General features: G+C 69.8%; 26 protein-coding genes, 1 tRNA gene and 1 pseudogene (1 of these 28 cut by a window edge). 18 read left to right on the forward strand and 10 right to left on the reverse strand.

Features of this window, described 5'->3' with window-relative positions; all coding sequences use genetic code 11:
• Positions 1 to 243: 243 nt before the first annotated feature.
• The 5 genes from QZV94_RS05700 (at position 244) to QZV94_RS05720 (ending at position 4,447) form a co-directional block, all read left to right on the forward strand.
• Positions 244 to 975: a glutathione S-transferase family protein gene (locus QZV94_RS05700; protein ID WP_293676842.1), complete on the forward strand. Its 732-nt coding sequence runs from the start codon at positions 244 to 246 to the stop codon at positions 973 to 975.
• Positions 976 to 1,049: 74 nt separating this feature from the next.
• Positions 1,050 to 2,552, forward strand: a complete 1,503-nt coding sequence (gene rpoN / locus QZV94_RS05705) for an RNA polymerase factor sigma-54 (RefSeq protein WP_293676843.1) — start codon at positions 1,050 to 1,052, stop codon at positions 2,550 to 2,552.
• 59 nt (positions 2,553 to 2,611) lie between these two features.
• Complete coding sequence (locus QZV94_RS05710; protein WP_293676844.1) at positions 2,612 to 3,235, forward strand: exopolysaccharide biosynthesis protein; 624 nt, start codon at positions 2,612 to 2,614, stop codon at positions 3,233 to 3,235.
• A 31-nt stretch (positions 3,236 to 3,266) separates the two neighbouring features.
• Positions 3,267 to 3,905, forward strand: coding sequence for a ribosome-associated translation inhibitor RaiA (gene raiA / locus QZV94_RS05715; RefSeq protein WP_293676845.1), 639 nt, complete (start codon positions 3,267 to 3,269; stop codon positions 3,903 to 3,905).
• Between the two features lie 68 nt (positions 3,906 to 3,973).
• Positions 3,974 to 4,447 carry a PTS sugar transporter subunit IIA gene (locus tag QZV94_RS05720; RefSeq protein WP_293676846.1) on the forward strand — a complete coding sequence of 158 codons (474 nt, stop codon included), beginning with the start codon at positions 3,974 to 3,976 and terminating at the stop codon, positions 4,445 to 4,447.
• 114 nt (positions 4,448 to 4,561) lie between these two features.
• On the opposite strand, the gene QZV94_RS05725 is transcribed toward QZV94_RS05720, so the two are convergent.
• The 5 genes from QZV94_RS05725 to QZV94_RS05745 all read right to left on the reverse strand — a co-directional run bounded on the left by QZV94_RS05725 (position 4,562) and on the right by QZV94_RS05745 (position 6,750).
• Complete coding sequence (locus QZV94_RS05725; RefSeq protein WP_293676872.1) at positions 4,562 to 4,816, reverse strand: DUF1150 family protein; 255 nt, start codon at positions 4,814 to 4,816, stop codon at positions 4,562 to 4,564.
• A 113-nt stretch (positions 4,817 to 4,929) separates the two neighbouring features.
• Positions 4,930 to 5,355, reverse strand: a complete 426-nt coding sequence (locus tag QZV94_RS05730) for an Hsp20 family protein (protein WP_293676847.1) — start codon at positions 5,353 to 5,355, stop codon at positions 4,930 to 4,932.
• 137 nt (positions 5,356 to 5,492) lie between these two features.
• Positions 5,493 to 6,023, reverse strand: coding sequence for a hypothetical protein (locus QZV94_RS05735; protein WP_293676848.1), 531 nt, complete (start codon positions 6,021 to 6,023; stop codon positions 5,493 to 5,495).
• An 83-nt stretch (positions 6,024 to 6,106) separates the two neighbouring features.
• Positions 6,107 to 6,182 (reverse strand) — tRNA-Ala (locus tag QZV94_RS05740).
• A 109-nt stretch (positions 6,183 to 6,291) separates the two neighbouring features.
• Complete coding sequence (locus QZV94_RS05745) at positions 6,292 to 6,750, reverse strand: TIGR02300 family protein (RefSeq protein WP_293676849.1); 459 nt, start codon at positions 6,748 to 6,750, stop codon at positions 6,292 to 6,294.
• A gap of 124 nt (positions 6,751 to 6,874) precedes the next feature.
• Here QZV94_RS05745 and aroA point away from each other — a divergent pair, with 124 nt between their 5' ends.
• The 13 genes from aroA (at position 6,875) to QZV94_RS05810 (ending at position 18,570) form a co-directional block, all read left to right on the forward strand.
• Positions 6,875 to 8,233: a 3-phosphoshikimate 1-carboxyvinyltransferase gene (aroA, locus tag QZV94_RS05750; protein WP_293676850.1), complete on the forward strand. Its 1,359-nt coding sequence runs from the start codon at positions 6,875 to 6,877 to the stop codon at positions 8,231 to 8,233.
• Positions 8,233 to 8,883: a (d)CMP kinase gene (cmk, locus tag QZV94_RS05755; RefSeq protein ID WP_293676851.1), complete on the forward strand. Its 651-nt coding sequence runs from the start codon at positions 8,233 to 8,235 to the stop codon at positions 8,881 to 8,883. Before aroA ends, cmk begins: the two co-directional genes overlap by 1 nt.
• A 174-nt stretch (positions 8,884 to 9,057) precedes the next feature.
• Positions 9,058 to 10,770 (forward strand): 30S ribosomal protein S1, encoded by a 1,713-nt coding sequence (gene rpsA, locus QZV94_RS05760; RefSeq protein WP_293676852.1) that lies wholly within the window; start codon positions 9,058 to 9,060, stop codon positions 10,768 to 10,770.
• A gap of 303 nt (positions 10,771 to 11,073) precedes the next feature.
• The gene (locus tag QZV94_RS05765) at positions 11,074 to 11,361 is read left to right on the forward strand and encodes an integration host factor subunit beta (RefSeq protein WP_293676853.1); all 288 of its coding nucleotides are present in this window, start codon (positions 11,074 to 11,076) and stop codon (positions 11,359 to 11,361) included.
• Positions 11,362 to 11,364: 3 nt separating this feature from the next.
• On the forward strand, positions 11,365 to 11,796 hold the full coding sequence (gene mscL / locus QZV94_RS05770; protein WP_293676854.1) for a large-conductance mechanosensitive channel protein MscL: 432 nt from the start codon (positions 11,365 to 11,367) through the stop codon (positions 11,794 to 11,796).
• Positions 11,797 to 11,886: 90 nt separating this feature from the next.
• Entirely contained in the window at positions 11,887 to 12,297 is a 411-nt protein-coding gene (mscL, locus tag QZV94_RS05775) for a large-conductance mechanosensitive channel protein MscL (RefSeq protein ID WP_293676855.1), read from the forward strand.
• 40 nt (positions 12,298 to 12,337) lie between these two features.
• Positions 12,338 to 13,336, forward strand: coding sequence for a class I SAM-dependent methyltransferase (locus QZV94_RS05780; protein ID WP_293676856.1), 999 nt, complete (start codon positions 12,338 to 12,340; stop codon positions 13,334 to 13,336).
• Between the two features lie 44 nt (positions 13,337 to 13,380).
• Positions 13,381 to 14,022 carry a phosphoribosylanthranilate isomerase gene (locus QZV94_RS05785; protein WP_293676857.1) on the forward strand — a complete coding sequence of 214 codons (642 nt, stop codon included), beginning with the start codon at positions 13,381 to 13,383 and terminating at the stop codon, positions 14,020 to 14,022.
• Positions 14,023 to 14,027: 5 nt separating this feature from the next.
• Positions 14,028 to 15,248, forward strand: coding sequence for a tryptophan synthase subunit beta (trpB, locus tag QZV94_RS05790; protein WP_293676858.1), 1,221 nt, complete (start codon positions 14,028 to 14,030; stop codon positions 15,246 to 15,248).
• Entirely contained in the window at positions 15,245 to 15,496 is a 252-nt protein-coding gene (locus QZV94_RS05795) for a hypothetical protein (protein ID WP_293676859.1), read from the forward strand. Before trpB ends, QZV94_RS05795 begins: the two co-directional genes overlap by 4 nt.
• Positions 15,493 to 16,326: a tryptophan synthase subunit alpha gene (trpA, locus tag QZV94_RS05800; protein ID WP_293676860.1), complete on the forward strand. Its 834-nt coding sequence runs from the start codon at positions 15,493 to 15,495 to the stop codon at positions 16,324 to 16,326. The genes QZV94_RS05795 and trpA overlap by 4 nt, the downstream gene beginning before the upstream one ends.
• 5 nt (positions 16,327 to 16,331) lie before the next feature.
• Positions 16,332 to 17,237 (forward strand): acetyl-CoA carboxylase, carboxyltransferase subunit beta, encoded by a 906-nt coding sequence (gene accD, locus QZV94_RS05805; RefSeq protein WP_293676861.1) that lies wholly within the window; start codon positions 16,332 to 16,334, stop codon positions 17,235 to 17,237.
• A gap of 1 nt (position 17,238) precedes the next feature.
• Positions 17,239 to 18,570 (forward strand): folylpolyglutamate synthase/dihydrofolate synthase family protein, encoded by a 1,332-nt coding sequence (locus QZV94_RS05810; RefSeq protein WP_293676862.1) that lies wholly within the window; start codon positions 17,239 to 17,241, stop codon positions 18,568 to 18,570.
• A 102-nt stretch (positions 18,571 to 18,672) separates the two neighbouring features.
• Here QZV94_RS05810 and trxA read toward each other — a convergent pair whose 3' ends face one another.
• The 5 genes and pseudogenes from trxA to QZV94_RS05835 form a co-directional block, all read right to left on the reverse strand.
• Positions 18,673 to 19,008: a thioredoxin gene (gene trxA, locus QZV94_RS05815; protein WP_293676863.1), complete on the reverse strand. Its 336-nt coding sequence runs from the start codon at positions 19,006 to 19,008 to the stop codon at positions 18,673 to 18,675.
• Positions 19,009 to 19,090: 82 nt separating this feature from the next.
• Entirely contained in the window at positions 19,091 to 22,579 is a 3,489-nt protein-coding gene (addA, locus tag QZV94_RS05820; protein WP_293676864.1) for a double-strand break repair helicase AddA, read from the reverse strand.
• Entirely contained in the window at positions 22,576 to 25,563 is a 2,988-nt protein-coding gene (gene addB / locus QZV94_RS05825) for a double-strand break repair protein AddB (RefSeq protein ID WP_293676865.1), read from the reverse strand. Before addB ends, addA begins: the two co-directional genes overlap by 4 nt.
• Entirely contained in the window at positions 25,560 to 26,276 is a 717-nt protein-coding gene (locus tag QZV94_RS05830; RefSeq protein ID WP_293676866.1) for a nucleotidyltransferase family protein, read from the reverse strand. Before QZV94_RS05830 ends, addB begins: the two co-directional genes overlap by 4 nt.
• Positions 26,273 to 26,515: pseudogene (locus tag QZV94_RS05835) on the reverse strand (aminoglycoside phosphotransferase family protein) (it continues 749 nt past the right edge of the window). Before QZV94_RS05835 ends, QZV94_RS05830 begins: the two are co-directional and overlap by 4 nt.

Here is a 26,515-nt window from a genome sequence, read left to right on the forward strand (position 1 = left end):
ACGTAGCGGTAGCGGCCGCCGACCCGCAGGTCGACCGTGCAGTGGGGCATGCTCCCTGAAACAGCCGATCGGCGCGTCGCATTTTGTTCTCATGCCAAGCTGCTGACAGAATGGTGTCAGCAAGACCCCGTCATCATGACCCTGTCAACCCCGCCAACTTCCGCCAACCTGGCGGAATTTGGTTTTCTTTTTCAAAGGTTAGAAGGATCGACAGTGTCGATCCTTCGGCGACGGAGCGGAACCATGATCACCCTGTACGGCTTCGGCGAGGGTTTCGGCCTCCCGGAAATCAGCCCCTACGTGGCGAAGACCGAGGTCCACCTGCGCATGGCGGGGCTGGCCTATGAGAAGGCGCGGGGCGCCCCGTTCGAGGCGCCCAAGGGCCAGCTGCCGTTCATCGACAACGACGGCGTCGTGATCGGCGATTCCACCTTCATCCGGGGCTATCTGGAACGGACCTACGGCATCGACTTCGACGAGGGCCTGAGCCCGCGTCAGCGGGCGGAGGCCTGGGCGATCGAGCGGATGGTGGAGAACCAGCTCGGCTGGATCATGGCGCAGTCGCGCTGGCTGATCCCGGAGAACTTCGCCAAGGGGCCCACGCACTTCTTCGACGGGGCGCCGCAGGGCGTGCGCGAGGCGGCGCTGGAGGGTGTTCGACAGGCGGTGGTGGCGGTCGGCGTCGGCCGGCACTCGGAGCTGGAGGCCCTGGCGCTGGGCGTGCGTTCGCTGGCCGCGATCTCGACGATCCTGGGCGACAAGCCCTACCTGTTCGGCGCGCGACCGTGCGGGGCCGACGCCACGGTGTTCGCCATGCTGGCGGCGATCCTGACGCCGTTCTTCGAGTGCGAGCTGCGCCGCCGTGCTGAGGGCTTCGGCAACCTCGTGGCCTATGTCGACCGGCTGATGGCGCAGTTCTACCCGGGCTTCGACTGGGACGTGGAGAGCCCCTTGCGGGCCTCGATGGCCGCCTAATCCTGTGGCGTTAACCTGTCAGTCGCGATCGTCCCCTAGCCTGGAAAGCAAGAAGCAGGCCAGGGGACAGTTCGTTGGCGCTCAGCGCACGCTTGGAGGTTCGGCAGGGACAGGGGCTGGTCATCACCCCTCAGCTGCAGCAGGCGATCAAGCTGCTGCAGATGTCGAACATCGAGCTTGAGGCCTTCGTGGAGGTCGAGCTGGAGCGCAACCCGCTGCTGCAGCGCGACGAGCGCGACAACGAGCCGGAGGATACGCCGGACACCGAGGGCCCCGCCGCCCTGGAGCAGGTTGCGGACTCCGAGGCCCGCGCCGACCTGGACGCCACCCACGACGAAGCCTCGCCGGGCGAACGGGCCACCGGCGACGCGCCGGAACTCGAGGGGATGGGGGCGGCCGACGTCGGCGGCGCCATCGACTGGTCCAAGGCCGGGAGCGGCGGCAGCTTCGAGCGCGACGGCGAGGGGATGGAAGGCGCGTACACCCGCGAGCTGACCCTGGCCGAACACCTTACCGAACAGCTCAGCGCCTCCGGCCTCACGACCGGCGAGACGGCCATCGCACACGTCCTGATCGATGCGGTCGACGAAGGAGGCTACCTGCGCGCCGAGACGCCCGAGGTGGCCCTGCGGCTCGGCTGCGACGTCGAGGCGGTGGAGAAGGTGCTCACGGTCATCCAGGGCTTCGACCCCGTGGGCGTCGCCGCGCGCGACGTGCGCGAATGCCTGATGATCCAGCTGAAGGACAGGAACCGCTACGACCCGGCGATCGCCGCGCTGCTGGACAACCTGCCGCTGTTGGCGCGGCGCGACCTTTCCTCGCTGAAGAAGGCCTGTGGGGTCGACGACGAGGATCTGCGCGAGATGATCGCCGAGATCCGCGGACTGACGCCGCGCCCCGGCGCGGCCTTCGGCGGCGAGCCTACGACCCCGGTGGCGCCCGACGTGTTCGTCAAGGAGGGCCCGGGCGGCCTGTGGCACGTGGAGCTGAACTCCGACACCCTGCCGCGGCTGTTGGTGGACCACCGCTACCACGCCCGCGTCTCCGGACAGTCCAAGACCGACCAGGAGAAGACGTTCGTCACCGACTGCCTGGCGCAGGCCAACTGGCTGATGAAGTCCCTGGACCAGCGGGCACGCACGATCCTGAAGGTCTCCTCCGAGATTGTCCGCCAGCAGGACGCTTTCCTCGCCTTCGGCGTACAGCACCTGCGGCCGCTGAACCTCAAGACCGTGGCCGAGGCCATCGGGATGCACGAGTCGACGGTGAGCCGGGTCACCTCGAACAAATACATGGCCACGCCGCGCGGGGTCTTCGAGATGAAATTCTTCTTCACCTCGGCGATCCAGTCCTCCGAAGGCGGAGAAGCGCATTCCGCCGAAAGCGTGCGCGACAAGATCAAGCACCTGATCGCCACCGAGGCGGCCGAGGCTGACGTCCACTCCGACGACAGGATCGTGGAAATCCTCAAGCGCGATGGCGTCGACATCGCCCGACGCACCGTCGCCAAGTACCGGGAAGCCATGCGGATTCCGTCTTCGGTAGACCGCCGACGGCGGCTCAAGGAACCAGCCTAGCCCTATATTCCTTTACCTCCACTTGGCGGGACCCCGGGGACACGCCAGATGGACGGTAGATGCCCGAATCAACCGCGAATGAGCGTCCGCTTTCCGCCGTGCTGATCGACATCGCCGACCACGGCGAGCCGCGCATCTCCATGGACGAACTGATGCTGCGCTTCGGGGGCCGGGCGCTGGGCGCGCTGCTCTTCGTGTTCGGCCTGGCCTGCATGCTGCCCCTGCCCCCGGGCGCGACCACCATCTTCGGCTTGCCGCTGCTGCTCCTGGCTCCGCAGCTAGTGACGGGCGGCGGCGCGCCCTGGCTGCCGGAGAAGGTGCGCAGCCGCACCATGAACACGGCCGACCTGCGCAAGGGTCTGCTGCGTTTCATTCCCTGGCTGCAGAAGGTGGAGGCGTTGTCGAAGCCGCGGCTGATCGTGCTGTTCAGCCCGCTCGGCGAACGGACCATCGGCTTCGTCTGTACGGTCCTGGCGCTGGTGCTCATCCTGCCGATCCCGCTGGGCAACATCCTACCCGCGCTTGCCGTCTCTGCGCTGGCGTTCTCGCTGATCCAGCGCGACGGCCTCATCGCGCTCTTGGGCTATGCCATCGCCATCACCTCGGGGTCCGTCCTGGCGTTCGCCGCTCACTTTATCGTCAGGACCTTCGTGCATGGCTGGGCCCTAATTTCGGGCGCTTGACACCTTCTTGTGGCAGGCGCGTTGATCCTCCATGCAAGTGCAAGTCACCGGCAAGCATGTCGATGTCGGCGAGGCTCTGCGATCGCGAGTCTCGGACGAACTTACAGCCAGCATTGCGAAGTATTTCGACCGTGGCGGCGGCGGCGCCGACGTGGTCGTCAGTCGAGAGGGACCGGCCTTCAAGGTCGACTGCGCCGTCACGTTGGCCACCGGCCAGCAACTGACCACCCACGGGATCGGCGCCGACGCCCACCTGGCGTTCGACGCGGCGCTGGAGAAGATGTCCAAGCGCATCCGGCGGTACAAGAACCGGCTGAAGAGCCACCATGGCCAGCAACTGGCCAAGCAGGCCGAGAGCGCGGCCTACTTCGTCCTGGCGGCGCCCGACGCCGATGAGGATGACGGAGAGGACGAGGCGGGCCCGGACCTCAGCTTCCCCGAGCCGATGGTGATCGCCGAGACCGAGCGGCCGGTGCTGTCGATGACCGTGTCCAGGGCTGTCATGGAGCTCGACCTGACCGAAGCTCAAACAATCGTGTTCCGAAACGCCGCGCACGGCGGACTTTCAGTGGTATATCGCCGGCCTGACGGAAACATCGGGTGGATTGATCCGGAACGGACCAGAGTACGTAACGGTACTGAGGGGGAGCGGGCAGGTCCGGCCCACTAATTGCTTGAGACGCTCGCGCGTCCCGCCCCGGTGGGACCCTGCGGTTTTGAGGTTCGTTCTTAGACGTCATGAACATCGGCGAATTGCTTGATCGCTCGGCGATCTCCCTGCGCGTGAGCGCAGCGGACGACAAGAAGAAGGTGCTGGCGGGGATCGCCGAGATCGCCGCCCGCAATTTCCAGCTCGACGCCGGGGAGATCCTTGACGCCCTGCTCGAGCGCGAGGCCGCCGATTCTACCGGCGTTGGCTACGGTGTAGCGGTGCCGCACGCGCGCCTGGCCGGGCTCGAGCGGATGCGCGGCGTCTTCGTGCGGGTCGAACAGCCGGTCGATTTCGGCTCGGTGGACGACCAGCCGGTCGACCTGTTCTTCGCCCTCTTCGCGCCCAAGAACGCCGGCGCCGAACACTTGCGCGCCCTGGCCCGGGTGTCACGCCTCCTTCGCCAGGCCGGCCTGCGCGAACAGTTGCGTAAGGCGCGAACCGCCGACGCCATCCACGCTCTCCTCGTCCAGGAAGCCGCCGCCAGGCCCTCCGCCGCTTAGGTAAGGCTCTCCACTCGACGCGCTGCAGGCGCTGTCATTCCGAACCGCGATCCGGCGTGCGCATGAAAAAAGCCGGCCCGCGGGCCGGCTTCCTTCGTCCGCGATTTCAAGGCGTCAGTGCACCGACACCGGCGCCAGCTCGTGCGCCAGGGCGGCGGCCATGGCTGCATCCCTGTCGGTCAGGACCGCCAGGCGTTCGCCGTCCGCACGGTGGACAGCGTAGAGGGTCTGGTCCGGGTCAAGCTCGATGCTCTGCATCTGCGCCGCCGGTGTGTTGGCGATGATCTCCGCGGCCTTGATCGGGCGCACATAGACAAGATTGGGCGCGCCAAGTGCGGCGAACGCTTCGGTCGTAAGAACAGGCGTCATCATGACCACCTCCAGGAAAGCTCAACGCTCCGAAAGGCGGCAGGTTCAGCGCGCCTTTCATTTGATCGGGCCCCGGCTGATCCGGCGGCCCCGTTCGAAGTACTTTTTTCAGCTCAGCCGACAGTCTGGATCGGGATGGATTGAACCCGTTTTTCCGCCTCCGGGCGGGCCAGGTCGATGTGGAGCAGGCCATGCTCCAGGGTCGCCCGGTCCACCACCATGCCGTCGGCCAGGACGAAGCTTCGGACGAAGCCACGCGCAGCGATGCCGCGATGCAGGTAGGCCTCTTCGGACTTGGCCGGCTGGCCCACGTCACGCCGACCGGCGACCACCAGCTGGCGATCCTCGACGGTCACCTGCAGCTGGTCGGGCGAGAAGCCCGCCACCGCCAGGGTGATGCGCAGCGCACCCTCCCCGAGATCTTCCACATTGTAGGGCGGATAGCTCTCGGCGGCGGCCTTGGCCGCCCGCTCGATAAGGCTTCGCGTATGCTCGAAGCCCAGCAGGAAAGGGCTGTCGAAGATCAGTCCACGGTTCATTCGAAGAGTCCTTGAAGAAGCGACTCTCCGGGCGAACCGCCCGGTATCGGCTCGGCTCACCCGGACCCTGCATATGTGGGCGCCCGGCCGAGGTTTTGCAACGCAGCGAACAGATCGTCCCGAGCCTCGCGGAGGCGCTAGAGTTCCAGGTGGCCCAGCCGGCAGAGCGACTTGCCGCCGTCGATGATCCCATAGCTGTCGATCGGACCGGTAGTGCGGCTGACGTAGCCGGCCCAGCCGGTGGTAGGCGAGGTGATCTCCGGCTTGGCGGCGTTGACGTCAGGGCGCGGCAGGCCCGTCTCGCCGACCCCGGTCACCAGGCCCGCGCCATCGACCAGGATCACCCGGGCGATCGGGACCTTCGCCGCGGTGTCCCAGCCCCAGCCGACGACCTTCACGCCATCGGCATAGCGTTCGGTGACGTTGTCGGTGTTGCCCACGCACGGCTTCATCTCGCCGGGGAACAGGCTGGCCTGCGCCTTCCCCACCATGGCCTGGCCCCACGCGGGAAGGGCTGGCATCGTTCCCGTGCCCCTGGGGGCGGCGGCGGCCGGCGCGGCGGCCGTCGGGGCCGCAGGCAGCGGAGCGCGATCCTTGGGCTTGTCGCAGCTCCCCAGAGCCGCGGCCGCGGCGGCGGCGATGAGGCAGGACGGCGCGAGGTTCTTCATGGCTCCCGCTTCTGTTCCAGGCGTCCGATGCGGTCAAGCAGCCCGAAAAGGCGAACCCCGCCAGCGGTTGCTGGCGGGGTCCATGGTGGAGCTAAGCGGAGTCGAACCGCTGACCTCTTGAATGCCATTCAAGCGCTCTACCAACTGAGCTATAGCCCCGAGGTCCGGGTCTCCCCAGGGGCGGGCCCCGGGAAGGCGCGGAACCTAGTCAAACGCCTCCGTACGATCAAGCCGAAGTTTACGGCCTCTTTCGTCGCAGGCGCCGACCCTAGCGGTCGTCGTCGCCCTCGCCGGGCAGGCCGTCGATCTCGGTCTCGTCGAACTCGTCGTCCTCCTCGTCCTCCAGGAACGGGACGTCGGCGTCGTCGGCTTCTTCTTCCTCGTCGGTGAACTCGCCGAGGTCCTCGGAGACGGCGGGGCCCGGTTCGGCGTCGGCGTCGTCGTCGTCGGTGGAGAGCGGCGGCTCGTCGACGACCTCATCAAGTTCGGGCGTGACGGCCTCTTCCTCTTCCTCCTCGTCGTCGGTCCCCTTGGCCGCGACCTGATCCTCGGCCTCGTCGGCTTCGGGGATGATCGTGCGGGCGCGGACGCGGCGGTTGCGGACGGCCTCGTCGGGGTCGAAATCGTTTTCACACTTCGGGCAGTGCGCGGGGCGCTTGCCGAGGTCGTAGAACTTAGCCTGGCAGTTCGGGCAGATTTGCTTGGTGCCCAGTTGGGGATCGGCCAAAGGCGGCAACCTCTAAGAATGATGATGTGGGGCGGAAAAGCGGCGTCCCTTGCCACGCGTGGGCGCGACTGTCAAAGCATCCGCCTTCAAGTTTGGCCCGATTCCGAAGGCGCATTTTCGGCCCATGACCGCCGCCCGACTGACCGCCCCGAGACTGACGTCAAGGCGCGCAGGCCCCCTGAAGGGGACGGTGCGGACGCCAGGAGACAAGTCCATCAGCCACCGCGCGCTCATCCTGGGCGCGCTGGCCAGCGGCGTGACCGAGATCGAAGGGTTGCTGGAAGGCGACGACGTCAAGCGTACGGCCGCGGCCATGGCGGCATTCGGGGCCGGGCTGGAACGGCTGGGGGAAGGCCGGTGGCGCGTCACTGGCCGCGGCGGCTTCGCCGAGCCGGACGACGTGGTGGACTGCGGCAATGCCGGCACCGGCGTGCGACTGATCATGGGGGCGGCGGCGGGCTTCGACCTGGCCGCCACCTTCACCGGCGACGCCTCTCTGCGCGGCCGGCCGATGAACCGAGTGCTCAAGCCCCTCGGCGAAATGGGCGCGACCTGGGTCTGCCGGGCCGGCGGCCGGCTGCCGCTGACCCTGAAAGGCGGCAACCTGCGGCGCATCGCCTACACGCTGCCCGAGCCCTCCGCGCAGGTGAAATCGGCGGTGTTGCTGGCGGGCCTTTCGGCCTCTGACGGGGCCGAGGTGATCGAGCCTGAGGCCACGCGAGACCACACCGAGCGCATGCTGCGCGGCTTCGGCGCCGAGGTGCAGGTGCGCGAGGCCGGCGCCGGACGCCACATTGTCCTGCCGGGCGGCCAGCGGTTGACCGGAACCTCCATCCGCGTGCCGGGCGACCCCTCCTCGGCGGCCTTCCTGCTGGTGGCGGCGCTCATAGTTCCCGGCTCCGAGGTTACGGTACAGGGGATGCTGCTGAATCCATCGCGGATCGGCCTTCTTGATACGCTTGGGGAGATGGGTGCGGAACTATCGGTGACCAATGTCCGCGAGGAGGGTGGCGAGGCCGTGGGCGACGTCACCGCGCGCCACTCCGAGCTGGAGGGCGTCGAGGTTCCCCCGGACCGCGCGCCGTCGATGATCGACGAGTATCCGATCCTGGCGGTGGCGGCGGCCTTCGCCTCCGGCAAGACCGTGATGCGCGGCATCGGCGAAATGCGCGTCAAGGAGAGCGACCGGATCGCTCTGATGGCAGCCGGGCTGACCGCTTGCGGCATCGGGGTCGAGGAGGAACCGGCAACGCTCACCGTGATTGGCGCCAAGCGCGGCAACCACCTGGTGGCCGGCGGCGCTGGCGTCACCACCCACGGCGACCACCGCATCGCCATGAGCCACCTGATCCTGGGCCTGGCGGCCGAGGAGCCCGTCACCGTCGACGAGCCCGGCATGATCGCCACCAGCTTCCCCGGCTTCGTGGACCTGATGCGCAGCCTGGGCGCCGAGATCGCCGAAGAGCGACCGGCAGCCGCCTGATGGCCTCTTTCGTCATCGCGGTGGATGGGCCGGCGGCGTCGGGCAAGGGGACGATTGCGACGCGCCTGGGCCGCGAGTTGGGGCTGCCGGTGTTGGACACCGGCCTGCTCTACCGGGCGGTCGGGGTGTTGACGGCGCAGGCGGGCGGGAATCCGGACGATGAGGCCGCCGCAGGAGCCACCGCCACGCGGCTCACAGCCGACCTGCTCGCCGATCCGGCGCTGCGCACGCGGACGGCGGGGGAATTGGCCAGCCGGGTGGCGGTCCATCGCAAGGTCCGCGAACGGCTCCTGGGCTTCCAGCGCACCTTCGCGGCGCAGCCAGGAGGCGCGGTGCTGGACGGGCGTGACATCGGCACCGTCATCTGCCCGGACGCGCCGGCCAAGCTCTACGTCACCGCCACCCCGGAGATCCGCGCCGAGCGCCGGTGGAAACAGCTGGAGGGCCAGGGCGAGGCTGTGGCCTATGCCGACGTACTGGCCGACATCCGCCGGCGAGACGCCCGCGACGGCGCCCGCGACGCCGCGCCCATGGTGGCCGCGCCGGACGCAACCTTGCTCGACACCACTGAAATGACTATAGAGCAGGCCGCCGATGCGGCCCGTCGCATCGTCGAGGCGGCGCGAGCCCGTTGGGAGCGATCCCACTAGGGCAATCCAAACGCGCCTTTCCCTCGTACGACCGCGGGCAAATTCACGGCGTGGCAACCCTTCCGCATGGAATGGTCCGCGTCTTCGGTCGCAACCCTTAACCCGGCCAGCGGGACTCCGTCCGACCTCCATTGGGAGGGACGGTCCTGATGGTCATTGAAGATGAAAGAACTCATGGCTGACGATCTGAGCCTCAATCCCTCGCGCGACGACTTCGCCGCGCTGCTCGACGAGTCCCTTGGCGGACGTGACTTCATGGAAGGCCAGGTGGTCCACGGCCTCGTGGTCGCCATCGAGAAGGACTTCGCCATCATCGACGTCGGTCTGAAGACCGAGGGCCGCGTGTCGCTGAAGGAATTCGGCCTCGGCGAGGGCGAGAGCAAGGAGCCGCTCAAGGTCGGCGACAACGTCGAGGTGTTCCTCGAGCGCGTCGAGAACGCCATGGGCGAGGCGGTCATCAGCCGCGAGAAGGCCCGCCGCGAGGAGGCCTGGACGCGTCTGGAAGGCGTGTACGAGAAGAACGAACCGGTGATGGGCGCCATCGTCGGCCGCGTGAAGGGCGGCTTCACCGTCGACCTGGGCGGCGCCTCGGCGTTCCTGCCGGGCAGCCAGGTGGACATCCGCCCCGTGCGCGACGTCGGCCCGCTGATGGGCAAGGAACAGCCCTTCGCGATCCTCAAGATGGACCGGCCCCGCGGCAACATCGTGGTGTCGCGCCGCGCGATCCTGGAAGAAGCCCGCGCCGAACAGCGCACCGAGCTGGTCAGCCAGCTGCAGGAAGGCGAAGTCCGCGAAGGCGTGGTCAAGAACATCACCGACTACGGCGCGTTCGTGGACCTGGGCGGCATCGACGGCCTGCTGCACGTCACCGACATGAGCTGGAAGCGCGTCAACCACCCGAGCCAGGTGCTGGCGGTGGGCGACACGGTCAAGGTGCAGATCGTCAAGATCAACCCGGACACCCAGCGCATCAGCCTCGGCATGAAGCAGCTGCAGTCGGACCCCTGGGACGGCGTCGAAGCCAAGTACCCGGTGGGCGCGAAGTTCACCGGCCGCATCACCAACATCACCGACTACGGCGCCTTCGTGGAGCTGGAAGCCGGCGTCGAGGGCCTGGTGCACGTCTCCGAAATGTCCTGGACCAAGAAGAACGTCCACCCGGGCAAGATCGTGTCGACGTCCCAGGAAGTCGACGTGGTCGTGCTGGACGTCGATCCGTCCAAGCGCCGAGTGTCTCTGGGCCTCAAGCAGGCCATGGCCAACCCGTGGGAAGCCTTCGTGGCCGCTCACCCGGTCGGCACGACGGTCGAGGGCGAGGTCAAGAACGCCACCGAGTTCGGCCTGTTCATCGGCCTGGAGAACGACATCGACGGCATGGTCCACCTGTCCGACCTGGACTGGGCGACCCCCGGCGAAGAGGCCATCTCCAAGTACCAGAAGGGCGAGACCGTGAAGGCTCGCGTCCTGGACGTGGACGTCGAGAAGGAGCGCATCTCGCTCGGCATCAAGCAGCTCGGCGGCGACCCGCTGCAGGGCGACACCTACCGCAAGGGCCAGACCGTCACCACGACCGTCACCGAGATCACCTCGGGCGGCATCGAGGTGAAGTTCGGCGAGGATGACGCGCCGATGACGGCCTTCATCCGCAAGTCGGACCTGAGCCGCGACCGCGCCGACCAGCGCCCTGAGCGCTTCGCCGTCGGCGATCGCCTGGACGCCCAGGTCACCAACGTCGACAAGGCGGCCCGCCGCATCTCACTGTCGGTGAAGGCCCTGGAGATGGTCGAGGAAAAGGAAGCCATCGAGAAGTTCGGGTCCTCGGACTCGGGCGCCTCGCTGGGCGACATCCTGGGCGCGGCGCTTCGCGAGAAGGCCTCCAAGGAATAGCGGGCTGGCAGCTCCCTCAGGGGAGCGTCCGCGACACGAACGAGGGGCTTCCGCTCGCAAGGCGGGGGCCCCTTCGCGTTTGAGCGCGCGGTTCGCGGCCCATGGCGTGACCCCACGAGCCCGGGACTTGACCGACCCATCAGCCGGCCGCTGCAAGTTGTTGCCGGAAAACAAAGTTCTGCACGATTGAGGTGGAAGCGCCACAATGGGCCCCGAGCTTGGCTTTAGGCCCGCCGGACCCCGCTTTTGCGCCTTGATCCGCGCCCGGCGTTCGCCCATGGTCGCGGCGGTTCGAGGGGCCAAATGATCAAATCCGAACTCATCGCGAAGCTCGCGGAGGAGAATCCTCACCTTACCCAGCGCGATATCGAGCGCTTGGTCGGGGTGATCCTTGAGCGGATGATCGAGGCTCTCGAAGACGGCGGCAGGGTCGAACTCCGCGGGTTCGGGGCGCTCTCCGTGCGCTCGCGCGAGGCCCGCTCGGGGCGCAACCCGCGCACCGGCGAACCGGTGGAGGTACGGGCCAAGCACGTGCCGTTCTTCAAGAGCGGCAAGGAGCTGCGGGAGCGGCTGAACGCCGACGACGAGTAGGGTATGAGCATTCTCTCGGAGTTCCGCGAGTTCATCGCCCGCGGCAACGTGGTCGACCTCGCGGTTGGCGTGATCATCGGCGCCGCCTTCAACGACATCGTCAAGACCCTGGTCGACCAGGTGGTGATGCCGCCGATCGGCCTGCTGCTGTCGGGCATCGACTTCGCCAACCTGCAGTGGGTGCTGAAGGCCGACAATCCGCTGACCAAGGCCGACGAGCTGGTGGCCATCAAGTACGGCCTCCTGATCAACGCCTCGCTCAAGTTCCTGATCGTGGCCTGGGTGGTGTTCATGCTGGTCAAGGGCGTGAACGCGGTGCGCCGTTTCGAGGCCGAGCAGGCCGGCAGGCCGCTCGAACGCCCGGCCCCGCCACCGCCGCAGGAAGCCCTGCTGATCGAAATCCGCGACCTGCTGAAGGCCGACCGCAAGCCATAGCTCCGCTGTTGACGACTGCGGCGAACGCGCTCCCTCTTGGCGTGGGGCGCCGCGCCGACCCCGGCTCGGCGCCCGTGGAGGGAACCTCTCATGGGCATGGTCTCGGAGTTTCGCGAGTTCATTGCGCGCGGCAACGTGGTCGACCTGGCGGTCGGTGTGATCATCGGCGCGGCGTTCAACGACATCGTCACGGTCCTCGTCGACAAGGTGATCATGCCCCCGATCGGCATGCTGATGTCAGGCGTCGACTTCGCCAGCCTGGCAGTGGTGCTGAAGCCGGACGATCCGGCGACGGCGGCCAACGAGGCCGTCGCGATCCAGTACGGCGCGCTGATCAACGCGGGGCTGAAGTTCCTTATCGTCGCCTGGGTGGTGTTCATGATCGTCAAGGCCGTCAACGCCCTGCGTCGCGCTCCGCCGCCGGCCGACGAAGCTCCGCCGGCGCCGCCGCCACAGGAGGCGCTGCTCATGGAGATCCGCGACCTGCTCAAGACGAGGTAGCCGCGTCGCGACCGGCGGCGGCGTCTGGTACAGACGACCGATGCCGAGTCCTGCGATCCATCCGAGCCCGCCGGCCTGGGCCCCGCCGTTGTTCCAGCTCGACCTGGAGCCGGCCGGGCCCCCAGGGGTCTGGGGTCTGTCGGGCGCGGCTTCGACGGCGCGCATCTCCAGCCAGTTCACGTCCGAGGCGGAGACCTACCATGCGCGCTATTCGGCCAGCGCGCACTTCGAGGGGCTGATCGCACAGGCGATCGCCGCGGCTGGTGTCATCATCGCCGAGGCGCCGTTGGTCCTGGACATGGGGTCCGGGTCCGGGGTGAACTCGATCCTTCCCGGCTTCAACCTGTTCCCGGGCGCGCGGCAGGTCGCCACCGACCTGTCGGCCGAACTGTTGGCCGTGCTGGCGCGTCAGGCCGAGGCTGCGGGCCTGGGCGAGCGCGTGGTGTGCGTGGTCATGGACGCAATGCAGCTTCGCGTGCGCAACCGGCGCTTCGACCTCGTCACCGGGGCCTCGGTGCTGCACCACCTGGAACATCCCGCGGACGCGATCGAGGGCGCCTTCAACGCCCTGAAGCCCGGCGGCCACGCGATCTTCATGGAGCCGTTCGACGGCTATGGCCTGATCCGCCTGGCCTATGAGCGCATCCTGGCCGAGGCGGACCTGCGCGGCGATCCGCTGGCGCCCGCGGTCGCCGCCCACCTGACGGCGATGGTCGAGGACATCGCCATGCGGACACGGCCCGATCGGGCCAGCGCGGCCTTCGCACACCTGGACGACAAATGGCTGTTCGCCCGCGAGATCCTGGAGGCGCAGGCCCGCAAGAGGGGGTTCGAGGCCGTACGGTTCGTCCCCCACCACGACCATGAGACGCTCTATCGCGACATCGCCCACAGCCAGCTCCGACTGGCGACCGGGGAGAGCCACGAGCTGCCGGCCTGGGCGACCGACATCCTGGACAGCTTCGACCAAGCCTTGCCGCCAGCAGTGAAGCGGTTGCTGATGCTGGAGGGTTCGGTGGTGATGAGCCGCGCGGCCTGACGCGGCCCTTGCAGAGTGGGCCCATCCACCCCTAATCCCGCCTCATGGGCGTTCAGGCGAAGATTTGCGGCATCACCACGCCCGAGGCGGTGCGCGCGGGCCTGGACGGGAGCGCCGCCTACCTCGGGTTCATGTTCTTCGACCGGAGCCCGCGCAACATCGCCCCCGACGCGGCCGCGCGCCTGGCCGCCCCGGTCAACGGCCGCGCCAAGGTGGTGGCCGTGGTGGTCGACCCCGGCGACGCCGAGCTGGACCGGATCGTGGCCGGCCTGAAGCCGGACCTTCTGCAGTTGCACGGCAAGGAGAGCCCGGCCCGGGTCCGCGAGATCGTCAGCCGCACCGGTCTGGGCGTGGTGAAGGTCCTGCCGGTCGCCGAGTCCGCCGACATCGCCGCGGCCGCGGCCTATGAACCCCTGGTCGAGCACCTGATGTTCGAGACCAAGCCTGCGAAGGACGCCGAGCGGCCCGGCGGCCTGGGGGTGCCATTCGACTGGACCATGATGTCCGGTCGCCGGTTCCAGCGGCCGTGGTTCCTGGCCGGGGGCCTCGACGCCTGGAACGTGGGCGCCGCGGTGGCTGCCTCGGGCGCGCCCGTCGTGGACGTTTCCTCTGGCGTGGAGCGCGGACCCGGACTAAAGGACCCGGCCTTGATCACGGCGTTTCTCGACGCTGTTCGCCGCGCCTGAGATCCATGAACGCGCCCGCTGTCCCCAACGACTACTCGGCCTACCCCGACGCGCGCGGGCGCTTCGGCGACTATGGCGGCCAGTACGTGCCCGAGACCCTGATGCCGCTGGTCCACGACCTGGACGCGGCCTATGCGGCGGCCAAGGCCGACGCGGGCTTCCAGGCCGAGCTGGCGGGCTACCTGACCCACTACGTCGGCCGCCCCAGCCCGCTCTACTTCGCCGCCCGCCTCACCGAGCACTTCGGCGGGGCCAAGGTCTATCTGAAGCGCGAGGAGCTGAACCACACCGGCTCGCACAAGATCAACAACTGCATGGGCCAGATCCTGCTGGCCATGCGGATGGGCAAGACCCGGATCATCGCCGAGACCGGCGCGGGCCAGCACGGCGTGGCCACCGCCACGGTCTGCGCCCGCTTCGGCCTGCCCTGCGTGGTCTACATGGGCTCGGTGGACGTGGAGCGGCAGAAGCCCAACGTCTTCCGGATGAACCTGCTGGGCGCGGAAGTGCGGCCGGTGACCTCCGGCTCGGCGACCCTCAAGGACGCCATGAACGAGGCGCTGCGGGACTGGGTCACCAACGTCCACGACACCTACTACCTGATCGGCTCGGCCGCCGGCATGCACCCCTACCCGGTCATGGTCCGCGACTTCCAGGCGATCATCGGGCGCGAGGCGCGCGAGCAGATCCTCGAAGCCGAGGGCCGGCTCCCGGACGCGGTGGTGGCCTGCGTGGGCGGCGGGTCCAACGCCATCGGCCTGTTCCATCCGTTCCTGAACGACGACGGCGTGAAGATCATCGGCGTCGAGGCGGCTGGATCCGGCCTCGAGAGCGGCCGCCACGCCGCGGCGATCAACGGCGGTCGCCCCGGCGTGCTGCATGGCAACATGACCTACCTGCTGCAGAACCAGGAGGGGCAGATAGAAGAGGCGCACTCCATCTCGGCCGGCCTCGACTACCCCGGCATCGGCCCCGAGCACGCCTGGCTGCACGACGTGGGCCGCGCCACCTACCTCAGCGCCACCGACGCGGAGGCGCTGGACGCCTTCATGCTGCTCTCGAAGCTGGAGGGCATCCTGCCGGCCATCGAGAGCGCCCATGCGCTCGCCCGCCTGCCCGAGATCACCCGCGAGGTCGGCAAGGACGGGATCGTGGTGCTGAACCTGTCGGGCCGCGGCGACAAGGACGTGAACACCGTGGCGGCCCATCTGGGGCGGGTGATTTGAGTTACGATTTCCGAGAGTTCCTTCCCGAAAAGGTGGGGTCGGACATCGCCTTTGCGGCGATGGTTCACTTCCTCGCCACTCACTTCAACGAAGTGGGCGGCTCTGAGGAGGTCGTGGCATTCCTTCGGAGTATCAGCATCGATGAGCTGGGGCGGCCCATCGGGGACGAGGTCTTCGCGCGCTTCGAGAATGCGATCGTCGATGCCGATCGGTGGGAGATGATCGACCTGCTTCGGGGCCCACGATGAGCAAGTCGCGCATCGAGGCCCGCTTCGCCGCGCTGAAGGCCGAGGGCCGCGCGGCCTTCGTACCTTATGTGATGGCCGGCGATCCGGACGCGGCGACCGCGGCCGCCATCCTGAAGGGCCTGCCCGCCGCCGGGGCCGACCTGATCGAGGTGGGCTTCCCCTTCTCCGACCCGATGGCCGAGGGCCCGCCGATCCAGCGCGCCGCGCAACGTGCGCTGGCCAACGGCATGACGCTGAAGGCCACCCTGGAGGCGATCCGGGCCTTTCGCGACGGCGACGCCGACACGCCGGTCGTGCTGATGGGCTACACCAACCCCCTGGTCACCTGGGGCCTCGCCGCCTTCGCCCGCGACGCCGGGGCGGCCGGGGTCGACGGCCTGATCATCGTCGACACCCCTCCAGAGGAGGCGGGACCGCTGGCCGACGCCTGCGACGCCAACGACATCTCGCTGATCCGGCTGGCCACGCCCACCAGTGACGACGCGCGGCTGAAGGTGGTCGTCTCGCGGACCTCCGGGTTCGTCTACTACGTCTCCGTCGCCGGGGTGACCGGCGTGAAGGAGGCCGACGCCGTCGCCGTCGCGCCGCACGTCGAACGGGTGCGCAAGGCGTCCGGACTGCCGGTGGCTGTCGGCTTCGGGATCAAGACGCCGGAGCGCGCCGCGGCGATCGCCCGTGTCGCCGATGCCGTGGTTGTCGGCTCCGCCCTGGTGGACGAGGTGGCCGCCGCCGTCGAACTGAACGAAGACGTGACCGCCAGGGTTCTTTCCAAAGTGGAGGCGCTTGCTAAGGCTGTGCGTGTCGCACGCCATGGCCTGGCGCCAGTCTGAGAAGCATGGACGATAAACCCGCCCGCCCCGCCCATCCGCCGCGAGAACGCCGCGGCTGGCTGTCCCGGATCGCCCCTGGGGTCCGCAACCTCGCCAAGCGCGACACGCCGGACAATCTCTGGGTCAAGTGCCCCGATACCGGGGAGATGCTGTACCGCCCGGACCTGGAGGCGGCCCTGTGGGTCACGCCGTCGGGCAACCACATGCGCATCGGCGCCAAGCTGCGCCTCGATTACACCCTGGACGAGGCGAAGTACGAGCGAATCCCCACCCCGATCGTGGCCGACGACCCCTTGGGCTTTCCGGACGATAAGTCCTATCCGGACCGCCTGAAGGCCGCCCGCAAGGCCACCGGCGAGCAGGACTCCATGGCGATCGCCTTCGGCCACATCCGAGGCCAGCCCGCCATCGTGGTGGTCCAGGATTTCGCCTTCATGGGCGGTTCGCTGGGGATGGCCGCCGGTGAGACCTTCGTGGTCGCCGCCCAGGAGGCCGTGAAGCGCCAGGTCCCGTTCGTGATCTTCACCGCCTCAGGCGGCGCGCGCATGCAGGAGGGCACGCTCAGCCTCATGCAACTGGCCCGCACGACGCTGGCGCTCAACGAGGTGAAGGCGGCAGGCCTGCCCTACGTCGTGGTGATGACCGATCCCACCACCGGCGGCGTGACCGCGTCATACGCCATGCTGGGCGACGTCCATCTCGCCGAGCCCAACGCCACGATCGGCTTCTCCGGCCGTCGTGTGATCGAGCAGACCCTGCGCGAAACCTTGCCCCCGGGCTTCCAGCGCTCGGAGTTCCAGATGGAGCATGGGATGGTCGACCAGGTTGTTCCGCGCAGTGAAATCCCGGAAAAGCTGAGTTCCATCCTGAAGACCCTTATGATGGGGCGTGAACGCCGCGCCGCCGCCTAGCTTGCCAGCTGATCCAGGCCACGACCCGATCCGCGCCTCCGACGCGGTGATTCAGCGCCTGCGCGCCAACCACCCGACGTTGATCGACCTGACCACAGGGCGCGTCGAGCGCCTGCTGGCGGCGCTCGGCCGTCCAGACCTGAAGCTGCCGCCGGTGATCCACGTGGCGGGCACCAACGGCAAGGGGTCCACGGTCGCCTACCTGCGCGCCATCGGCGAGGCGGCCGGGCTCAGGGTCCACGCGCTGACCTCGCCGCACCTGGTCCGTTTCGCCGAGCGCATCCGCCTGGCCGGCCGGCTGATCACCGACGAACAACTCACCGCGCTCACCGACCGGGTCGAGGTCGCCAACGACGGCCAGGACATCAGCTTCTTCGAGATCACCACCGTGCTGGCGTTCCTCGCCTTCGCCGAGACGCCGGCCGACCTCTGCATCGTCGAGGTGGGCCTGGGCGGGCGCTTCGACGCCACCAATGTGTTCGCCGCTCCGGCGGTCAGCGTGATCACGCCGGTCGACTACGATCACCTGGAGATGCTGGGACCTGGCCTGCCGAAGATCGCGTGGGAGAAGGCCGGGATAATCAAGCGCGGCCGCCCCGTCGTCGTCGCCCGCCAGCCGGACGAGGCGCTGGAGATGATCGAGCGTGAGGCCGACGACCGGATGGCGCCCATGCTGCTCATGGGCCGCGACTTCGACGCCTGGGAGGAACGCGGCCGTCTGCTGGTGCAGATGCCGGAGCGTCTGCTCGACCTACCCGCCCCCAGCCTGTTCGGCGGCTACCAGTTCGCCAACGCCGGTCTGGCCGTGGCCGCGGCGCTCACGTTCGACCACAACCTCGGCGACGAGGACCTGGGGCGCGGCGTGGCCTCCGCTGTCTGGCCGGCCCGCATGCAGCGCCTGACCGCCGGCCCGCTGGCCGACCTCGCGCGGGCGCGCGGCGCCGACCTGTGGCTGGACGGCGGCCACAACCCGCACGCCGGCCGGGCCCTGGCCGAGGCCGCCAGCCGCCTCGTGGACCGCGACGGGCGTCCGCTGGTGTTGATCACCGGCATGTTCGCCCGCAAGGACGCCGAGGGCTTCTTCCGCGCCTTCGCCGAGATGCGCCCGCGGCTGATCACCACCACATTTGACAGCCCGATTGCGGCCGGGACCGACGAGTTGGTGGACGCGGCGCTGAAGGCCGGCCTGGAGCCGGAGACCGCCGCCAACGTGCAGGATGGCGTGGCCCGCGCGCTCGAAGCCGACGGCCCCGCGCCGCACGTATTGATCTGCGGCGGCCTCCACTTCGCCGGAGAGGTGCTGGCGATGAGCCGCGAGACCTGGCCGACATGACGCGAAAAGGCCCGCCCGGCCCCGCGAAGGCGGTGCTCCGAGCGGGCTGTGAGTCTTCAGGAAATCAGCCTGGGTCCCCGCCTGCGCGGGGATGGGCCGGGGTCAGGCCGCGGTGGCGACGCCGGCCTCGGTGAGCCATTCCAGGATCTTCTGCTTGGGCATGGCGCCGACCTTCATGGAGGCCATCTGGCCGTCCTTGAACAGGATCATCGTCGGGATGCCGCGCACGCCGTAGCGCGAGGGGGTGGTCGGGCTCTGCTCGATGTCGAGCTTGGCGATCGTCACCTTGCCGGCCAGCTCGTCGGAGAGCTGCTCCAAGGCAGGCGCGATCTGCTTACAGGGGCCGCACCACTCCGCCCAGAAGTCGACGAGCACGGGCTGGCTCGCGCCCAGGACATCGGCCTGGAAGGATTCGTCGGTGACCTTGACGGTGCTCATCTTGGAAACTCCTCTGCGCGGGTTCTACGGCAACGCCGCTCCCACGCCTTCGATCCGCGATATAGGCGGCCCCGCACCTGTATCAACCGGTACGGCGAAGGTCGGCAAGGGTCTGGAGCCACAGGTTTTCTGGTACCGGCATCAGCTTCGGGCCGTCCGTCCACACGATCGCCGCCTCGATCCTCCGCCCCGGGAAGACGTCGGCCAGCACGGCGGCGTAGAGCGCCATCTGGCGCAGATAGGCCGGATCGGCGTCCTCGATGCGAGCGGGCGAGGGCCGGTTGGTCTTGAAGTCGACCACCAGCACGCGGTCGGACAGCACCACCAGGCGGTCGATGCGGCCGGAGATGCTGAGGCCCGGCGGCAGGGCGGCCGCGGTCCCGGCGATGGCGACCTCGGCGCGCGAGCCGGACCCGAACACCTCGCCGAAGCGGGCGTCCTCCAGCACGCTGAGCGCCGCCGCCGTCATCTCCGCGCGCTGGGCCGCGGTGAGATCGGCCTCGCGGGCGAGGATCTTGGCGGCCCCGCCCGCACGTTGCTCCGCCGGCAGGTCGGGCAGCAGTTGCAGCAGCCTGTGGATCAGGTCGCCGCGCCGGAACCGCCCCAGCCCGCCGGCCGTCGCCAGCGGCGACGGCGCGGCCACGACGGCGCCCGCGCCCAGATCCGAGGGCGAGGCATAGCGGGCGAAGGCTTCGGCGGGCAGCGCCTGCGCGGTCCAGGCGGGCAGCGCCGCGGCCGCCGCGTCCCGCGTCCTGCGGGCCTGGGCAGGCGCCGGATCATGGCCGTAGCGCCGAAACCGGCCGCCCGCCGCGTCGGTCAGTTCGCGGACCTCGTCGGCGATGCCGGCGTGGCCCAGCGCCTCGCGGATCGCGCCCCACCAGCCGCGGATCTTGTCCGGGTCGGTCCGGTCGGAGCGCCGGCCGCAGAGCACCAGCCGGTCGCGGGCCCGCGTGAGCGCCACGTAGAGCAGCCGATAGGCCTCCGCCTCCTCGCGCGCGTTGCGCTCGGCCCGCGCCGCCGCGGTGGCCGGGCAGTCGCCGGCGGACCGGGGGCACCACAGGAAGCCCGCGCCTTCTATCGGGCCACGGTCCACCGCCAGCAGCGGCGGCGGCCGCTGGGTCTGGGTGAGCGTCGTCTCCGGCAGGAAGACGATCGGCGCCTCCAAGCCCTTGGCGCCATGGGCGGTCATCACCCGCACCTCGCGGCGCACGGCCTCCATCTCGCGCTTCACGACAATCTCCAGGCCGGCGCGTTCGTCGACCAGGGTCTCCAGGTCGTGCGCGCCCCGGGCCTCGGCGGCCAGCACCTGGTTCAGGAACTCGTCCAGCGCGTCCTTTGCCTCCGCGCCCAGCCGCTTCAGGAGCCGTTGGCGCATGGAGCGGCCACCCGTCAGGTGCTCAGTCAGCCGGACATAGAACTCGAAGGGTCGCGCGGCGCGCCCGGTTTCGAGGACCAGGGTGAGGAAGGCCGCGGCGTCGGCCCACCTGGGGTCCTCGCCCCCGCGGCGGCGCAGGCGGGCCCACAGGTTTTCATCCTCGCGTCCATGGGCCAGGCGATAGAGCCCCTCGTCGTCCAGGTCGCAGAACGGGCTCTTGAGCAGCGCCGCCAGGGTCAGCTCGTCCCCCGGGAAAATGGCGAAGCGGGCGAGGGCCAGGAGGTCGTCGAAGATGATGTGGCTGGTCAGCGAGAGCCGGTCGGCGCCCGCGACGCGCAAGTTCGCCCGCTTCAGCGCCCGCAGGATCTCCTCGAACAGCACGCCTCGGCGGCGCACCAGGATCAGCACGTCGCCCTCGTCGGCCGGACGCAGCACGCCGTCGTCGTATACGCCGTCGCCGCGGTCGATCAGAGCGCGGATTTCGGTAGCGATGCGGCGGGCCAGGCGGCGGTTGGCGCTGTCGTCGGGCTCGACGTCCAGCGGCAGGTCCCAGGCATCGCGCTCGGTCTTGCGCGGCTCGACCTCCAGGTCCCAGACATCGACGCAGCCGAGGTGGTCGAGCCGTGGCGCCGCGACCTCGTGACGGACGGACGCGCCGGGCTGGATCGCCTCGCCGAGGTGCGGCGGGGCGAAGACCGTGTCCACGAACGTCAGCACCTGTGGCGTCGAGCGCCAGGATTGCAGCAGGTCAATGTGGCGGAACGCGAAGCCCGCGCCTGTGGCCCGCTTGTGGTGGGCGTCGTACTTCTCCAGCAGCAGCTCCGGCCGCGCGCCCTGGAATGAGTAGATCGACTGCTTGCGGTCGCCGACCACGAACATCGCCCGCTTCAACCGCTGTTCCGGCCGCCGGCCCTGGCCGGAGAAGAAGTCGTCGGTGAGCGCGTCGACGATGTCCCACTGCTCGGGCGAGGTGTCCTGCGCCTCGTCCAGCAGGATGTGGTCGATGCCGCCGTCCAGCTTGAACAGCACCCAGGCGGCCGCGTCTCCGTCTCTGAGCAGGTGGCGGGTCCGGTCGACCAGGTCGGCGAAGTCGAGCGCGCCGGTGGCCTCCTTCTCGATGGCGTAGGCCTTGAGGTAGGCGTCGGCGAGCTTCAGGGCGTCGACGCTGTCGCGGCCGACCTGGGCGGCGCGCATGCGCTCGCGCACGGCCTCCAGGCGGCTCTGCTCGGCCAGCAGAAGGACCTGGAGCTCGGCGGCTTCCTTAAGCTTCTTCGTGCTCCCGACCCACTTGGCGGCCTCGCCGCCCTTGGTGAAGAACAGCTCTATGGCGGTTTCGAAGGCGGGTTCAGGCGCTGCGGCCAGCGCGCTCAGGACGGCCGCGCGGCTGATGTCCGTGTCGCTCCCTTTGGCGAGCACGTCGGCGCATCGGCGGTAGAGGTCGCGGTCCAACGTCGCCATGGCCTGGGCCGCAAGGTCGATCGGGTCGGTCTCGGGCGGGATGTCGACGGCCCTCCAGACCCACGCCACCGCGCCCGGCAGCCCCCCTTCGCGTTCCAGAAACGCGGCCAGCTTCCCGCGCCGGGCCTCGAACTCGGCGAACATCGCCTGGAAACGCCGGAAGTCGAGGGCCACCGAGAGACGCGCATAGGCGTCGGCCAGGTCGCCGGGGATCGCCAGCACGTGTTGCGCCACGTCGCGGCGCGCGGCCTGGGCCACCGCGGCGGCGGCGGGCTCGTCCATCACCTTGAAGCCGGGCGCGATGCCGGCCTCCAGCGGGAAGCGGCGCAGCACCTTCTCGCAAAAGGCGTGGATGGTCTGGATCTTGAGCCCGCCCGGGGTCTCCAGCGCCGCGGCGAACAGTCCCCGGGCCTCCGACAGGTCCTGGCGGTCGAAGCTGGCGGGCGCGCGGGAGCGCAGTTCGCCCAGCGCCTTGCGCAGCGCCGCATCGCTGGTCACCGACCATTCGCCCAGCTTCTGGAACAGCCTGCGCTGCATCTCCGAGGCGGCGGCCCTGGTGTAGGTGACGCAGAGGATCGTCTCCGGGTCGGCCTTGGCCAGCAACAGCCGCGCGACCCGGTCGATCAGGGTCTTGGTCTTCCCGGAGCCCGCGTTGGCGGTGACGAACGCGGACAGGGTCGGGTCCGCCGCCTCCTCCTGCGGTTCGCGTTCGCGGTTGAAGAGGTCGACGACGCTCAAAACTCGTCCTCGTCGCCGGTGGACCACTCGAAGACGCGGGCCAGGTGGTCGTAGTCGGAGGCGTAGAGCTTCACGAACTGCGGCGCAGTGCGTGAGGTGTAGCCCTGTTCCGGTTTGGCGAACCGCTCCAGCAGCCGGATCATGCCGCCGACCGCCTGCTCGACCGCGTCGCGGCTGTTCAGCACCTTGTCGTTGTCGCCGTACGGCGCCGCCCGCACCTCCTCGCGGCCGGCTGGACGGCGGCCGGTCACCTCAAGGTAGATCAGCTCGCCCGGCGCGACCGGGCCGACGTCCGGGAACCCGCCGCGGGCCATGACGGCGGCGGTCAGCGTCAGCTGCGGCGAGAATCCGGTCCGCACCATCTGCACGCTGGGTGCGCGGCCGGTCTTGTAGTCCAGCACGTGGCCGAGGCCTGTGGGATCCACCTCGATTCGGTCGGCCTTGGCGGCCAGGGTGAAGGGCTGGCCCGCGACCTCGACGACCGTCTCGCCGCTCCGTTCCACGTGCAGCGTGCGTCCGTCGGCGCGGCGGCGAGTCTCCAACTCGGCGACCCAGGTCGCCGCTTGCGTCGCCAGAGCGTCCTCGCGGGCCAGGGCGTCGCGGGGCATGCCGGCCTTGTCCAGCTCCGCCATGTAGAGCGCCTTGAACCGCTCTGCCGCGTCGGGCGGCAGGACCGTGGGGTGTTCCAGCACGAAGCGTTCGAAGGCGGCGTGGATCGCCGTGCCCCGGGCGCGCGCCTCGACCTCTTCGTCGGGCCGTTCCAGCAGCCGCAGCCCCAGGATGTCGCGCGCCCAGACGGCGTAGGGGTCGCGGGTCAAGGTCTCGATGCGGGTGACGAACAGCTTCTTCGGCCGATGTTCCACCGGCGGCCGTGGCGAGGGGCGCTTGACCGGGTCGTAGGGGCCCGGCGCATCCAGCGCCTGGGCCCAGTCCAGGGCCGCCTGGCGGCTGGGGATCTCAAGCCCCGCACCCTTCGCCAGGGTCTCCAGCCGCCACAGCCAGCGCGACTTCACAGCCGGTTGGCCATCGCGGCGCTCGGTGTGCAGCAGTATGACCTCAGGCGCGCACGCGGCCTGGGCGAAGTCGTGGGCGGAGAGGCCGATGCGGCGCTCCGGCGAAGGCAGGCCCAGCCCCTCGCGCATCGGGCGCGACAGGAAGGGGTCGGTGGGCGCCGTCGCCGGCCAGACGCCCTCCTCCAGCCCGGCCAGGACCAGGCGGTCGGCGCGCACCAGCCGCGCCTCAATGGCGCCCAGGATCCGCAGGCGCGGATGGGTCGCCCCGCCGGAGCGGATGGTCTCGCCGTCGGTCAGCCGCTGCAGCAGGTTGGCAAACTGGCGCGCGGTGACCAGCGGCAGGTCCTCTCCCTCGCGGATCAGGCCGGAGAGCAGGCGCGACATGGCCTCGCCGCCCGGCCCGGCCCACAGGTCGCCGGTCTGGCCGCTGGCGTCCGCGCAGAGCGCCTCCATCGCCTCGACGAGCCGGCGCGCGGCCTCGGAGGGCGGATCAGCCTCGCCGCGCCAGGCCAGCGCCGCCACGATCCCCTCCAGCCGGCCGGCCAGCGGCAGGGCGTCCGGCGACTTCGCCAGTCGCGCGCGGATGTCTTCCCAGGTCCGCGCCCGCGGCCCCCGAAGCGCGCGGCGTTCCAGCCGCGCGCTGGCGCCCAGGCGCGCGTAGGGATGCTTCAGGAGCCCCAGCAGCACGACCGGGTCCACCGGATCGACCGCGGCACGGGCGGCCAGGGCGGCCAGGACGGCGCAAGGCGATCCGGCCAGGCTCTCCCCGGCGGAGGAGTCGGGTACGACGCCCCAGCGGGCCAGCTTGGCGGTGACGCGGCGGGCCAGCCCCTGATCGGGCGTCACCAGGGCGGCGGTGCGCTCGGGCGTCTCCAGCGCCTCGCGTAGCAGTAGCGCGGCGACCGTGGCCGCTTCCTCTTCCGTGCGCGCGTTGACCAGCGACAGCCCCGACAGGCCCTCGGCGACGGGGTCGGGCGACATCGGCGGGCTGCCCCGCATGCGGGCGATCACGCCCAGCCAATCCGCCGTCTCGCTCGACGGCCGCAGCGCCTCGTTGACGACGCGCGGGCGCCAGCGCCCGCGGTCGCTGAGCGCTGTGGACGCGGGCCACAGAGCGACATCGGCCTTGCTCACTCCGGCGGCGTCCAGGAGGCGCTTGAGCGCGCCTTGCGGGTGCTGCACGTCGACCTTGCGCCACGCCTCCGTCGCCAAATCCGGATCGAGGCCAGGCAGGACCACCGCACCCCTTGGCGCCCGCGACACGGCGAGCAGCAGGGCCCGGGTCGCCGGCGCTGTCCCGGTGGAGCCGGCGGCCACCAGCACGCCCCCCGGCGGCGAAATGGTCCAGCGTTCGGCCAGTTGCCGCAGCAGCCGCACGCGCCGCTCGCTGACGTCGATGACCCCCAGGCTGGCCAGCCGCTCCGGCCAGCGGGTCAGGGCCTGCTCCAGGAAGGCGCGCGAGACCTCCCAATGCTCGGCCAGTTCGCCGACGACCAGGCCGCCCAGGGCGCCCGCCACCGCCACCTCTTCGATCTGCAGCCCGTCGAGGAAGCCGCCCAGGACATCGGCCAGGTCCAGCATGGCGCCGGCGCTGCGGATGCCGCCCGGCACGAGGTCGGCAAGCTCGTTCACCAGGCGGGTCAGCTCGAATCGCCGCCGCAGCGGGTCGATTGCGGCGGGCAGGTCCAGGGCCAGGTCGCCCGGCTCGAAGGGGGGCTCGCCGGCCTCCAGGTCGCCCAGCGGCCGCATCTGCGGCGGCAGGACAGCGCGGCCGCCCGCCGCCTTGATGAAGGCGTCGGCCAGGGCCCGCGCCCCACGCCGCGTCGGCGTCAACACGACGGCGTCGGCCAGCGCCTCGGGGCCCAGGGGGGCCAGCGCGTCGTAGAGGCCCTGGGCCAGATCTTCCGCGAACGGCCGGTGCGCCGGGATGTTGAACCAGCGCGAGCCCGGCTGCTCGAAGAAGGCGGTCATGAGAGCAGTCTCGCCTCCGCCTCGGCGCGCGCGGCCGGGTCGCCCACGTGCATCCAGAAGGCGTCCATTACCGCCCCGAATATGCGGCCCTGCGCCTGCAGCCGATGCCACACCGGCTGGATCTTGAAGGCGCCGTCGGGTTCGTCGTCCAGGATCTGCGGCTTCATGATGCCGAAGCCGATGTTGACGAACGGGGTCTCGACGTCGGGGGCGACGGAGTGGGTGAGCCGCCCCGCCGCATCGCGGAAGAAGCCCTGTGGCCCTTCGAATCCGATCCCCTGGCCGCGCGGGACGAGCAGCAACAGCAGGTCCATGACAGCGGGATCCCAGGCGGCCTTCAGGGTCTCCAGCGCCGGCGCCCCACGCTCCAGCCACAGGGAGTCGATGTTCGCCAGCATGATCGGCTCGCGGCCCAGCTTGTCGGCGGCATGCTTGATGCCTCCACCGGAATCGAGCAGAGCCGCGCGTTCGTCCGAGATCACCAGTTCCAGGTCCCGGCGCTTGGCGAGGTGGGCCTCCACCTGGTCGGCGAAGTGGTGGACGTTGACGACGGCGCGCTCGATGCCTGCCTCGCGCAGCCGGTCCAGGACGTGATCGATCAGCGGCTTGCCGGCCACGGGCGCCAGGGCCTTGGGCATGGTGTCGGTCAGCGGCCGCATGCGGGTGCCGAGGCCTGCGGCCATCACCATCGCCGTCTTGGGGCCGCCGGTCATGCGCGCGCCGATACGTGGCGGTCGAACCAGGCCTTGATTCCCGCCATCGCCGGGTCTTCCAGGTTGCGCTCCAGGTAGCGCCAGGTGCGCGGCATGAACTGGCGGTACTGCGGCCGTCCCAGCAGCACTTGGCGGGCGAAGACGCGGCCCAGGATGCGCGCGGCGTTGGAGGCGGCGAGCGCGCGGTAGTCGTGCAGGAAGGCCTCGCGGTCGAGCCCAGGCCGGGCGGCCAGGAACCG

It is taken from the genome of uncultured Phenylobacterium sp. (assembly GCF_902826855.1).
Classification (GTDB): domain Bacteria; phylum Pseudomonadota; class Alphaproteobacteria; order Caulobacterales; family Caulobacteraceae; genus Phenylobacterium.